The sequence below is a fragment of the uncultured Cyclobacterium sp. genome (assembly GCF_963977555.1).
Lineage (GTDB): Bacteria > Bacteroidota > Bacteroidia > Cytophagales > Cyclobacteriaceae > Cyclobacterium.
Map to the genome: position 1 here is coordinate 594,551 of NZ_CAXBPD010000001.1, position 12,313 is coordinate 606,863.

10 protein-coding genes are annotated in these 12,313 nt (G+C 37.7%); 4 read left to right on the forward strand and 6 right to left on the reverse strand.

Annotated elements, in window-relative coordinates; all coding sequences use genetic code 11:
• Positions 1 to 8 precede the first annotated feature (8 nt).
• The 4 genes from AAC073_RS02190 to AAC073_RS02205 all read right to left on the reverse strand — a co-directional run bounded on the left by AAC073_RS02190 (position 9) and on the right by AAC073_RS02205 (position 3,934).
• Complete coding sequence (locus AAC073_RS02190; protein ID WP_339922192.1) at positions 9 to 548, reverse strand: NUDIX hydrolase; 540 nt, start codon at positions 546 to 548, stop codon at positions 9 to 11.
• Between the two features lie 55 nt (positions 549 to 603).
• Positions 604 to 1,086, reverse strand: a complete 483-nt coding sequence (locus AAC073_RS02195; RefSeq protein WP_014018107.1) for an Lrp/AsnC family transcriptional regulator — start codon at positions 1,084 to 1,086, stop codon at positions 604 to 606.
• Between the two features lie 207 nt (positions 1,087 to 1,293).
• Entirely contained in the window at positions 1,294 to 2,499 is a 1,206-nt protein-coding gene (locus AAC073_RS02200) for a tol-pal system protein YbgF (protein ID WP_339922193.1), read from the reverse strand.
• Positions 2,500 to 2,743: 244 nt separating this feature from the next.
• Positions 2,744 to 3,934, reverse strand: a complete 1,191-nt coding sequence (locus AAC073_RS02205; RefSeq protein ID WP_339922194.1) for an NAD(P)-dependent oxidoreductase — start codon at positions 3,932 to 3,934, stop codon at positions 2,744 to 2,746.
• Positions 3,935 to 4,332: 398 nt separating this feature from the next.
• Between AAC073_RS02205 and AAC073_RS02210 the strand changes: the two genes are divergently transcribed.
• Complete coding sequence (locus AAC073_RS02210; protein ID WP_339922195.1) at positions 4,333 to 7,308, forward strand: DUF2723 domain-containing protein; 2,976 nt, start codon at positions 4,333 to 4,335, stop codon at positions 7,306 to 7,308.
• Positions 7,309 to 7,421: 113 nt separating this feature from the next.
• Here the strand turns inward: AAC073_RS02210 and AAC073_RS02215 are convergent, their stop codons facing one another.
• On the reverse strand, positions 7,422 to 8,198 hold the full coding sequence (locus tag AAC073_RS02215) for a class I SAM-dependent methyltransferase (RefSeq protein ID WP_339922196.1): 777 nt from the start codon (positions 8,196 to 8,198) through the stop codon (positions 7,422 to 7,424).
• Between the two features lie 75 nt (positions 8,199 to 8,273).
• Here AAC073_RS02215 and AAC073_RS02220 point away from each other — a divergent pair, with 75 nt between their 5' ends.
• Genes AAC073_RS02220 through AAC073_RS02230 form a run of 3 tightly spaced genes read left to right on the forward strand, consistent with a single transcriptional unit; the run spans position 8,274 to position 11,613 of the window.
• Complete coding sequence (locus AAC073_RS02220; protein ID WP_339922197.1) at positions 8,274 to 9,497, forward strand: GWxTD domain-containing protein; 1,224 nt, start codon at positions 8,274 to 8,276, stop codon at positions 9,495 to 9,497.
• Complete coding sequence (gene rlmB / locus AAC073_RS02225) at positions 9,470 to 10,255, forward strand: 23S rRNA (guanosine(2251)-2'-O)-methyltransferase RlmB (protein WP_339922198.1); 786 nt, start codon at positions 9,470 to 9,472, stop codon at positions 10,253 to 10,255. The genes AAC073_RS02220 and rlmB overlap by 28 nt, the downstream gene beginning before the upstream one ends.
• Positions 10,256 to 10,266: 11 nt before the next feature.
• The gene (locus AAC073_RS02230; protein WP_339922199.1) at positions 10,267 to 11,613 is read left to right on the forward strand and encodes a DNA recombination protein RmuC; all 1,347 of its coding nucleotides are present in this window, start codon (positions 10,267 to 10,269) and stop codon (positions 11,611 to 11,613) included.
• Between the two features lie 39 nt (positions 11,614 to 11,652).
• On the opposite strand, the gene AAC073_RS02235 is transcribed toward AAC073_RS02230, so the two are convergent.
• Positions 11,653 to 12,306, reverse strand: a complete 654-nt coding sequence (locus AAC073_RS02235; RefSeq protein WP_339922200.1) for a transcription elongation protein SprT — start codon at positions 12,304 to 12,306, stop codon at positions 11,653 to 11,655.
• Between the last annotated feature and the right edge of the window lie 7 nt (positions 12,307 to 12,313).

Sequence of the window (12,313 nt, forward strand, 5' to 3'; positions counted from 1 at the left end):
AATTGGTATTATTTCTTCAATAAAACAGCGGTTTTTAAAATGGCAGCCATGCTAATGGCATCTGTAATTTGTCCGTCCAAAACCATTTGGTACGCTTCCTTGAACGGTAAGTGCCAGATTTTTAAATCTTCTGTATCATCAAACTCAGTTTCTCCCTGTGTCAAGTCTTTGGCCAGGTACACATAACCGACTTCATCTGTAACCGAATTAGAAGTATGTATCTTTAGTAATTCAGTCCATTCTTTGGCTTGTAAACCAGTTTCTTCTTTAAGTTCTCTTTTGGCACTTTCGAGGGCTGTCTGATCGGCGGGTCCACCCCCCATTGGGATCTCCCAGGCGTATTCATCCACCGTATAGCGGTATTGGCCTACTAGCCAGGTAAAACCATTTTCATCAAGTGGGATTATACCTATTGCCAAATTTTTAAAAATCACTTTCCCATAAATGCCCTTTTTCTGAGTAGGAGTGATAACCTGGTGTTCCTCTACCTTGATCCAAGGGTTGTCATACACCTCTTTTTTAGAAATTGTTGTCCACGGATTTTTCATAATAAAAAAAGGGTGACTAAAAGCCACCCTTTAAACGCTTTAAATAATTGTAAGCTTAGGCCGGAATAGGCAAAACTTTGCTGTCTTTAAAAGTGGAAAGGATAACCATAGATTGCATGGAATCTACCTCCTTAATCTCACTTACCTGCTCCAACATTAACTTCTGATAAGAATTAATGTCTTTAGATATGATTTTCAAAATAAAATCTCCTGTTCCTGTAATGTGATGACATTCGATCACTTCTGGGATTTGGTTGATCTCTTTCATAAATGCATCTATATTAGACTTATTATGACCGATTAAACCTACCAAGACAAAAGTACTAACTCCAAGTCCAATTTTCTCTGGATCTAACTTAGCGTGATAGCTTTTAATTATTCCTGATTGTTCCAATTTTTTAACCCTCTCTAAAGTTGGTGCTGGAGACAAACCTATATCTTTTGAAAGCTGCGCATTAGTAATTTTTGCGTTGCCTTGTAGAATTTCTAAAATCTTACGGTCAATTTTGTCAAATTTCACTTTTATACTATTATCCATATTGTAAAGAATTTACCGAATTATATGTGGCACAAAGGTAATCTAATTTATATTTATTTTAAAGACATTTACGAAAAAAACGAACGCACGGACGAAATATTGTTGTTTAATTGTCATTATTTTTAAAATTATTGCGCTTACTGTTTCGTGATTCGCTAAAAAACGTGGTTTTACACTTGATTAGGCTAAAAATGAACAATTTAGTGCTTATAAAAGTTTATTCTTTTTTGAAAATTCTCGCGCCTCCTTATTAGCAGGATGACGGCGCTTGGAATTTTCTTTTACTAAGTCTAAATAACGTTTAGCTTCTTTTTTATTTCCTTGTTTAAATAAAATTTTACCTACCTGAAGAAGGGAAAACAAATAGTATCCACTTTCCTGAGCATCCAATTCATTACCGAAGGCCACAGATCTTAGGTAATAAGGCATGGAACTTTCCGACTCTCCCATCCTCTCATAACTCTGTGCGACAAAGAAAGAAGCGTATCTTCCACTGGTTGCCTCATAACCTGTCCATTTTTCGTCAATTCGCTTAAGAATTTCCAATGAAACATCCTTTGCTTCCCTTCCCCTGCCTACTGCATACAACTGTCTGGCAAAGTGACGGTGAAAATAGGGGTTATTCGGATATTTACTATGGAGGTAGCTAGTAATTTCCAACGCTTTGAAGGGTTTTTTCTCCTCAGTAGCATAAAGTCTAAATAGAAAATATTGCGCTTCTACCCTTGCATAAAAAGAACTTTTAGCTACTTCTTCCAATTGTTGCAATCCCAATTGTTGATCTCCTTTGGGAAACAATAACATTAATGGCTTTAACAAAGGGTAATTTTCTGGTATCCACACTGAAAAATAATTGAAAAGGGCATCCCCTAATAATAACTCAGGATTCAACTCTTCCTCACCCCTACTAAGTTCCAGGTATTTCAACGCATTTCTGCTAGCAAAGGTAGAACTTGTCCAATTTTTCCTTTCGCTATGCAACCTTCCTTGAAAACCATAAGCTCCGGCAAGAAAAAAGGCAGCTTCCTTATTGTCAGGGTTATCATCCAGCATTTTTGCTGCTTTTTCTATGGTTACATCCATGTATTTTAGCATGAGGGCATCATGGCTTTTGTTGTCTACAGCTACAACAATTTTCCACCATTGGCTCAACCCCATTAAAAAATAAGGAAGGGGATGTTCTGGGTAAGTATATCGCATGACCAGAAAACCCCTTTCAGCTTTTTCAAAATCAAAGTTATACATACTATTAATAGCATCGGTTATTCTAAACTGAAGTCCTTTATCAAGCAACAGGTATCCGTTTTCTTGCTTATTAACATCTGTGATGACCTCTTCCTGAGCCTGTACTTCTATGGGAACAATACTATTAATTAATAGTAATAACGGTAATAATATCTGGGTATATTTCATTAAATCCGATTTCTATGAAACTCATTTTCATACAGCATAAACGCTATTTGACAATAATTAATTTCGTAAACCCAAAGAATTTCTTTTGACTTATTAAAAACAGGCCCTGATGAAGAAATCCTGAATAAAACATGGCCAACATTTTATTTCAGAATGGCCATAAAAAAAACAGACCCATTAAACCACGATTGCAATAAATGCAATTTAGGTCAATGGATCTGTAAACAGCAATAAGATAAAAAAATTAACAGCTTACCTTTATACTCATTCGATTTTTTTCTGCTACATCATTGATGGTGCTTTTCCAGGCTTCCAAAGCCAAAGAATCGGGTATATTTATATCGTCAAATGTGATTATTTCTCCTTCTTCAATATTTCGCTTTAATTGAACTTTGCTCATTAAACCGATAGGAATATGGTTTGGGCAATCCGTTATCCTGATGGCTTCACCCCTTACTTCCATTCCACCAATTCCCTTATCAATATAAGAACCTGAAGTCAATTTCTTCTTCGCAATCGTACCTACACTAATGGAAGGCACATCTCCATTGTCCAGCAAAATCTCATTGTTATTTACCAAATTTAAAATACTATTGGGTATCTCAAAAAAGCACAAATGCATTGGCTTGTAAAGCAAATAAAATGGTCCTTTACCCATTTTGTAGGTTGTCAGTTCTTCTGCCAAATCTTCCTGATGAGTAGCAGTAATAAACACACCAGGAGGTGACTCTCTGGAAATAATGTAATCACTGATTATGGCATTTTCTTTTTGAGCTATTTCACCTAAAGCAAAAGCACCTGTTTCAAAGTCACTTGTTTCGTACCCTACTAGGCCGGGTTTAACAATGTCTAAGCCAAGTCCATTTGCTATAAATGCTTGTTCTATTTGCAGTTTCGTACCATCTGTAAACGAGGTAACAGAACTAAGACTGTAACCTTGTTTCTGAGCCCAAAACAACATGTCTTCTAGTGTTGGGGTTTTATTTAGAAATCCTTTAATATTACCATATACCAAAGGCTTAAAGCCCATTTGAATGACTTCCTTATTAAGCGCAGCAAGACAGCCTGGCTGGTCCCCATTTGCTTCTGTAATCACACCACGTTTAGACAACCAAGATCCAGTCAGCACCTGAGTGTCTGCATCCATAGTTACTACTGGAAGTCCATACACGAATGCTTTGTCAATAATTTCAGTTGAATAAATGGGATCTCCAGTGCTTACTACTATTAAATCTGAGCAATCAAGTACCTCTTCAGGAGAAGTGGTTAAAAGTTCTTGATTAACACCAAGATCATCAATTGATCCTTTTCTTCTGGTCAATATCCTTGAGATGACCATGTCCTGTCTCCTGGCAATGAGTTTAGCTAAACCCCTGCCAATTCCACCTGTACCTACTATCCCGATCCTAAGTTTTTTGCTGTTAATACTTTTCATAATTAAAAATTTTGTTTGCTGTTTGTCCGCTGTTTATACTTGACAATGTAAAGGTAAGTAAAAAAATTTAAAAACCATTTTATTGTATTTAAAATACATAAAAAATACGTTAAAAATTTAGGCCAATTAAAACTCTTGCCACCTATTCAAGCGCTTACAAGATACATAATAGTAGGTTTTTTATAATAAAACAAGTGTAATAACACTTTATTTATCATTTATTTAAAATTAAATTTTGTTTATGTAAATTCAAATTATTTTTCGCTCTAACCTATATTTTTTCAATAATCGTTTAACAATTTAAGCAAGGGAAGCTTTTTTAGTTTTTAAAATGAAGCAATTCACCTATAATTCATTATAATTTTTTTATTTTCGCCTTTCATAAATAACCAGGTAACATGCTGAATTATGCCAGGGTCAACAACCTCGCAGGTTGGACCACCTTCTTTATTGCATTTATTACTTATTTGCTCACCATCGAAGAAACTGCTAGTTTCTGGGATCCAGGAGAATTTATAGCAGTAGCCTATAAATTACAAGTACCTCATCCCCCAGGAGCACCTTTCTTTTTATTAATCTACCGAATGTTTAGTTTTCTAGCATTTGGGGACGGTCTGGAAATTGCCTATTGGATGAATGTTGGTAGTGCCTTACTTTCAGCCTTTACCATTTTGTTTCTTTTTTGGACCATTACACTTCTTGGAAGAAAGCTATTGCTTAAAAACAATGACACGCCAGACAAAGAGCAAATATACACCCTAATTGGAGCTGGTTTTATTGGCGCTTTGGCTTATACTTTTTCAGATAGTTTTTGGTTTTCGGCTGTAGAAGCTGAAGTATATGCCATGTCTTCCTTTTTTACCGCCATTGTTATATGGGCCTTCTTAAAATGGGATGTTATTAAAGACCCAAGGGATGAAAACAAATACATGATCTTCATTGCTTATCTGGTAGGCTTATCAATAGGCGTCCATCTCTTAAATCTTGTAACACTTCCAGCCCTTGCATTGGTTGTATACTTTAAGAAATACAAAAACCACAACCTTAAAGGAGGAATCATTGCCTTTTTATTAGGAGGTGTTGCCTTGGTGCTTATCAATAACTTTATTATACCAGGTCTTCCAAGCATTGCTGGGTCTTTAGAAATATTCTTCGTCAATAACCTTGGGCTACCGTTCGGCTCTGGAATAATCTTCTTTTCAATCGCTTTTTTAGGAGGACTTGTATTTGCTGTAATTTACTCTTACCGCAAAGAAAAAGTTATCCTTAACACTATATTATTATGTTTCTCCTTTATTCTCATTGGGTACAGTAGCTACGCATTGATTGTAATCCGAGCAAATGCCGAACCCGTAATCAATGAAAACGACCCAAAAGACATAATCAGTTTTGTCAGCTACCTTAAAAGAGAACAATATGGTTACAGGCCTTTAGCTCATGGACAATATTTCACCGCTGACATTGTAGATCAAGTAGAGGGAGATCCAGTATATGCAAAAGGCAAAGAAAAATATGAGATCGTAGATTACCAGCTAAAAAACATTTACGATCCGGAGAAAACAACGCTCTTGCCAAGAATATACTCCACCCAGGAGCGCCACAAACAGATCTACAGAACCAAACTAGGATTGAGAGAAGGACAAGATCCTACTTTCTTTGATAACATCTATTTCATGTTTGATCATCAGCTGGGGCACATGTACTGGCGATACTTCATGTGGAATTTCAGCGGCCGAGAAAGTGACCTGAGTAATGCGGCTTATTTAAGTATCTGGAATACCGTCACCACAGATTTCCCAGATTACATCAAAGAAAACAAAGGACACAACAATTACCTTATGCTCCCTTTAATTTTGGGACTGATAGGAATGTTCTTCCAAGCCAAACATGATCCCGAATCATTCTGGCTTACCTTATCGCTGTTCCTAATGATGGGTGTAGTGTTGGTACTATACCTCAATTCACCACCAGTGGAACCCCGGGAGAGAGATTATATATACGTAGGTTCATTCTATGCCTTTGCCATCTGGATCGGCTTTAGTGTAATGGCAATTAGCAGCCAACTTAGGAAAATGAAAAAAGGACTGGTGATGGCTGGAGTATATGCTGCCTTAATTACACTTCCTGTACCATTATTAATGGCCGCAGAAAACTGGAATGACCACAACAGGTCGGATCGCTATTTCTCAGTGGATTCTGCAAGAAATTTCTTAGCTTCTTGTGCTCCAAATGCTATCCTATTTACTGGAGGAGATAATGACACCTTTCCGCTATGGTATGTTCAGGAAGTAGAAGGCTTCAGAACTGATGTAAGGGTTATTGTACTGAGTTATTTTGATACAGACTGGTATGTAAAGCAAATGGCAAGGCCAGTTAACGAATCTGCAGCGCTGGATTTCTCACTGGACTTTGACAATTACAAAAAAGGCACCAATGATGTGCTATACGTCACAGAGAGAATTGAAAGTCTTCCTTTGGTAGACTATCTTAAATTGTTAAAAGAAGACAGTGACTTACTCAAATTATCTGGCAACCGGTCAAGCAGCAATATCAACACCGTCCCTTCTCGTATCCTAACATTGCCTATAAACACAGAGAATGTTGAAAAATCTGGCATTGTACCTAAGCAATTTGAGGACTTAAAAATCCCTAGTATAAACATCCGAATTAAAGGTAACTATGTAACCAAGGGCAATTTGATGCTTCTGGACCTTATTGCAACCAATAATTGGGAAAGGCCTATTTATTTCAACAACACTTCTCTGGCCACTATAGGCTTTGACATGAGTAATCATGTAGTAATGGAAGGACTTACTTACCGATTACTTCCTATTCAGAAGCCAGACAACCAGGATGAGCTGATCAATACCGACTTGGCCTATACAAATGTCACTGAGAATTTCGCCTTTAGAGGAATGGACAATCCGGACAATTATTTTGATGATGAGTACAGAAGATTCACTTCCAATCATAGAAGCGCATTGAATAGTATCGCCATTGCATTATTGGAAGAAGAAGATAAAGAAAGGGCAGCAGACATTATGCGTTTGAGCTTAGAAAGACTACCAGGCAAGGCGATTCCTTATGATTTGGCCAGTGGACAGGCGGTTCCAATATTATTTGAGTTGGGAATGAAAGATGAAGCCTTGGATATAATTGAGCAAATGTCTAAAAAATCTATAGAAATGCTAGATTTCTACCAAGAGACAGGAAGAGCAATGGATAGAGAAGCTCAAATTTCCATGGAAATGTTACGGTACTTTGTGCCAGTATTAACAGAAGAAGGCTATGAAGAAAAAGCAAACCAAATTCAGCAGGAATTTTCGCGAATTTTTGGCACATCAACTGGAAGCCAACGGCTACAAAGAAGATAATAACTGTTCTAACCCCCAAACTGTAGGTTTGAAATAAAAAAATAAGCCAAACATGCCGTAATAATTTACAATCGACTGCCCGTCAAGAATGGGCGGTCGATTGTTTTTTAAAGCTATTTTTTATGCAAAATATAATAAAGGTCAAGGGCATTTTCAGGATCATCCACAAATAAATAATCCTCATGATTTAACTGCTCTACAGCCTTCCCCTGTTTTTTATGCAATTTATTTCTATTGGCCCTATTCAGTATTTCGTAGGGGATTCTGAGCAATGCAGAAGGCAGCCTGTATTGCAGGTTGAGTACATCCCAGCGCGTGATCTTGTTTACAGACTCTTTATTGGCAGCATAATAATCCCAAACTTTGGAATTGCCTCCAACTCCTTTGGTCTCTACCTTATCAAATATAGAAGTACACAACTCCTTTAATTGAACGGGGGTGTATTCCCTAATATGCCAGGGATTTCTGGTCAAAGAAAATCGAATATTAGGGGTAGAAATCAAGGCCATCCCTCCAGGTTTTAGCACACGATAAATTTCTTCAAGGTATTTTTTATCCTCTTTAATATGCTCTATCACCTGAAAACTCACCACAGAATCGAAGGAATTGTCCTTTAGGCTAGTCATGGGTGGAATAATTGCCTGTTCAAAAGTAAATTCAGGGAATTTATCCTTTAGTCTATCCAGGATTTCTCCTATCTTGTCCATGCCATGGTAATGTTGTACCAAAGGGCCGAGAACATGTACCCCTCGGCCTTCACCACAGCCTATTTCCAGCAGATTGCCTGAAACATACTCTTTAGCGACAATGTATGCTTTAAAAAGGCGTTGATGAATTGGGTTGTCACTGATCAACTTATCGGAAGTAATTTCCGTTGTATAGGTAGCCATCTAAAATTTTATTATTTTCAACAAAATTAAGGTTAATTTTTAAAACCAACTATGGAAAAAATAAAGTCATTGTATATGAAACGATTTATTGGGTTTTTATTTATTTTAACCCTGCTTTACCTCCCCACCTTTGCACAAAATAACCTGCAAAGTATCAACCAAAGCTTAAGGTATTCGAGATATTCCAGAATATCACTTAAAGTTATCCCTATTGAAACGGCTGACAGAACCTTTAAACTTCAAATGTTGGTAGAAAAAATAGAAGATGGGGCCAATTTTGATGATTACCTTTTTTCTTATAGCATAGTCAATAGTTTCGATCAACGAATTGATGATGATAATGTAATCGCCCTAGACCAAGACCTGCTTAAAAAAGATACAAACAGTCATTTCTATTTTGAAGAAACGGTAGAAATACCTGCTTCGAATGATCAGGCCTATGTGATTTTCAGGGCTACAGACACCCGACAGGAAGATGAATATGTTTACCATGCAGATTTAATTAGCCCCTTTATCGCAAAACAACCTTCTTTCGGTGCTTATTTCGGAAATGACATCCCTTTCGACCAAAATTTCCTGAACGCTGAGGAGTCTCTACTCTTTAAAAGTGAGCACAGTGTAAGTTTGTACAGGTACTTTTATCCCCAGGAATTTCCAATTCCACTTCCTCCAATGGAAACAAAGTCACCGGAAATAGCCAAAGAGACGCAAGTAATTAACGAGGGCAACTTTTTAGTGAACGTGCCTGTACCATTTGAGAAATCAGGTTATTATTTCGTACAAGAAGACACCTCCTCAGCATCAGGACTAATGATTAAAACGGCAGGAAAAGCCTTTCCGAAGGTTTCTACTTGGGAAGAAATGATTCAAATGGTCGCTTATATTTCTACCCGTAAGGAACATGAAACACTTCTTGCCGCGGAAAACAAAAAAATAGCATTGGATGAATACTGGATTAGGATGACTAGAGATGAAGAAGCGGCCAAAGTGTTGATCAAAGAATATTTTAGACAAGTGGAATTTGCCAACATATTGTTTACGGACTTCAAAGAAGGATGGGCAACAGACCGTGGAATGGTGTACATTATAATGGGTCCTCCACAAGAAGTTTACTTTAACTTAGACAAAGAAACCTGGGTTTACCTGGCTCAGGATTCAAATTCCAAAATAACCTTTACCTTTGCACGAGTAAAAAATATTTTAACCCCCCAATATTATACATTGAATCGATCCAGAGCCTATCAGCCTGTTTGGTTCAAAACAATTACAGCATGGAGAAACGGAAGGATGGTTTTTTAATTGACAAAAACGAAGACCAAAAAGATTTTATATTTGGCCTCAGGCCTATAATGGAGGCTTTGAATGCAGACCGAGAAATAGACAAGATTTTGGTCAATAAGGAACTCAAAGGAGACCTCCTTAAAGAATTACTAGCTTTAGCAAAAGAAAAGAAACTTCCGGTAACGAAGGTTCCAGAAACCAAACTTAATCGGATTACCAGAAAAAACCACCAAGGTGTAATCGCTTATATTTCTTCTATAGCCTATGCTTCATGGGAAAATGTGATCGACAGTACCTTTACCAGAGGGGAAGCACCACTTATCTTGATGCTGGATAGAGTAACAGATGTCCGTAATTTTGGCGCCATCGCTCGAACGGCAGAGGTTGCTGGTGTTCATGGGATCATTATTCCTGAAAAAAGCAGCGCTCAAATCAATTCGGACGCAGTTAAAACTTCCGCTGGTGCATTGAATTTTTTACCAGTAAGTAGGGTAAGAAACCTTTACTACACACTCAAAGACCTAAAAAAATCAGGGCTAAAAGTGGTAGGAGTAACAGAGAAGACCGACCGAATGATGTATGCTGCAGATTTAACGACGCCAACTGTATTGGTAATGGGTTCTGAAGAAGATGGGGTTTCTGATGAATTGTTGGGCTTGTGCGACGAGTTCGTAAAAGTACCTGTACATGGTAAGATTGAAAGTCTTAACGTTTCTGTGGCCACTGGAATAGTGATATACGAAGCGATTCGCCAAAGAAAACAAGCCGATTCTTAATTTTAGCTCAAATGGCAATTGAACTGGTTGCGCTTTTGTTGTTAATGGTTGGAATCATAGCCGCTTTGGCTATATTTCTGTATCAATCTCAACAAAAGCGCGATCTTTTGAATAAAAATCTAAATGCGCTGACCTTGGAAAAGGAACGTTACAGCGAGAAATACCAAGTCCTCCTGGAACAACAGGAGGGTATCAAAAAAAACAATTCAAGCCTTTCGATTTCAATCAAGTTACTCGAAAAAGAAAACTATCAGCTAGCACTGGATAAAGGAAAATTGGACAGCCAATTGCTTTATTTGGAAGAAAAGCTAACCTTCCAAAAACAAGAGCTTAACAAGATTGGTAGCCAATTTCAGCAAGAATTTGAATTGCTAGCCAATAAAATTCTAGAAGAAAAAGCCAAAAAATTTACTAGCCAAAACCAGGTTAATATTGAAAACATTCTCCATCCATTGGGGAGGGAATTGGAGGCATTTAAAAAACAAGTACAGGAAGCCTATGCCATGGAATCTAGGGAACGTTTTTCTCTTGAAGGTAAGGTCAAAGAATTAGCATTGCTCAACCAGCAAATCAGCCAAGAAGCAAAAAACCTTACCAATGCTTTGAAAGGAAATGCCAAAATCAGAGGCAATTGGGGTGAGGCCATATTGGAAACCATCCTTCAAAACTCGGGGTTGGAAAAAGACCGACATTATAGCATTCAGGGATTTTTAAAAGATGAAAATGGTCATCCCCTTATCGGTCAAGATGGCAAACGAATGCAACCCGATGTGATCATTCACTACCCAGACGACAAAAAGGTAATCATAGACAGTAAAATATCATTAATCGCCTACGAAAAATACAGTAGTACTATCGATGAAAGAGAACAAAAGTTAGCTCTTGATCTTCATATTAAGGCTATAAAAACCCATATTGACCAGCTTTCTGCTAAACAGTATGAGAGCTATGCAAAAGCTTTGGACTTCGTAATCATGTTCATTCCACTCGAAGCCGCTTATATCGTAGCCCTTCAGGCCGATCCTCAAATCTGGGAATATGCTTATAAAAAACGGGTACTATTGATTAGCAGCAGCAATCTTATTGCAGCCCTTAAGATGATTAAAGACCTATGGATTAGAGATGATCAATCAAAAAATGCCTTGGAAATAGCTGAAAGAGGAGGCAAACTGTATGACAAACTTTCAAATTTTGTAAATAGTCTGGAAGACGTAGGCAAACACTTGGACAGGTCACAGGATAGCTATGCAAATGCCATAAAGCAACTTAAAACAGGCAAGGGAAACCTCCTGTCACAAGCTGAAAAACTAAGAACCTTGGGTGTCAATGCCCGAAATAAAATTTCAGGAGAGCAATAAGTCAATACGGACGGACTTATTTATGCTTAAATACAAGAACTAAAATGGAATATCTCCTGGACCATCCACTTCTTTGACAACCGCATTATTTGATATCAGGTAATTTCTTCCAGTGGAAATTTCTTGACAAAGCACTCTTGACCTCTGGGTGCGCACTTTCTTAAATACTCTCTTTCGTAACTCGAAATGAGCATGTTGAGGAAGATCTCCCAATAAAGGGTGCACAAAAGTGAAGTCATTTTTGTCATATTTCCGCAATTCCTTCATTAAGAAAAAATCAGCACCAGTTGAGGCTTTAGGATTCCCCATATACAACCGCAGCGGGATTAAAACATCCTTTGGAAACACGCGTTCATGCAACATGGGAGCCATCAGCCATCTGAACGATTGCTTCCACTCCACGCCGTGAGGCATAATCCCATTCCCTATTCTGTCTTTGTACTTGCTAAAAACCCGATGATGGGCCACCTCGTGAATGAAAGTAATTAAAAATTGGTATGGATTTAGGTCATGATTGATGGTAATTTTTTGAATGCTTTTGTCTTTTCGATAGCGAAAATCACCTAATTTAGAACTTCTAGATTTGGTAATTTCAAAGACAAAAGGTTCCTCTTCCCAAAGGGAAAAACAATAGGACATGGCGTTCTCAGGCACCCTTCCCCTTAAATGTTCCAACCACTTTTCTTTCTCCACTCTTTGA

Coding starts and splice junctions, on each gene's coding strand:
- AAC073_RS02190 (WP_339922192.1), bottom strand. CDS start 548: ATGAAAAATCCGTGGACAACAATTTCTAAAAAAGAGGTGTATGACAAC.
- AAC073_RS02195 (WP_014018107.1), bottom strand. CDS start 1,086: ATGGATAATAGTATAAAAGTGAAATTTGACAAAATTGACCGTAAGATT.
- AAC073_RS02200 (WP_339922193.1), bottom strand. CDS start 2,499: ATGAAATATACCCAGATATTATTACCGTTATTACTATTAATTAATAGT.
- AAC073_RS02205 (WP_339922194.1), bottom strand. CDS start 3,934: ATGAAAAGTATTAACAGCAAAAAACTTAGGATCGGGATAGTAGGTACA.
- AAC073_RS02210 (WP_339922195.1), top strand. CDS start 4,333: ATGCTGAATTATGCCAGGGTCAACAACCTCGCAGGTTGGACCACCTTC.
- AAC073_RS02215 (WP_339922196.1), bottom strand. CDS start 8,198: ATGGCTACCTATACAACGGAAATTACTTCCGATAAGTTGATCAGTGAC.
- AAC073_RS02220 (WP_339922197.1), top strand. CDS start 8,274: ATGAAACGATTTATTGGGTTTTTATTTATTTTAACCCTGCTTTACCTC.
- rlmB (WP_339922198.1), top strand. CDS start 9,470: ATGGAGAAACGGAAGGATGGTTTTTTAATTGACAAAAACGAAGACCAA.
- AAC073_RS02230 (WP_339922199.1), top strand. CDS start 10,267: ATGGCAATTGAACTGGTTGCGCTTTTGTTGTTAATGGTTGGAATCATA.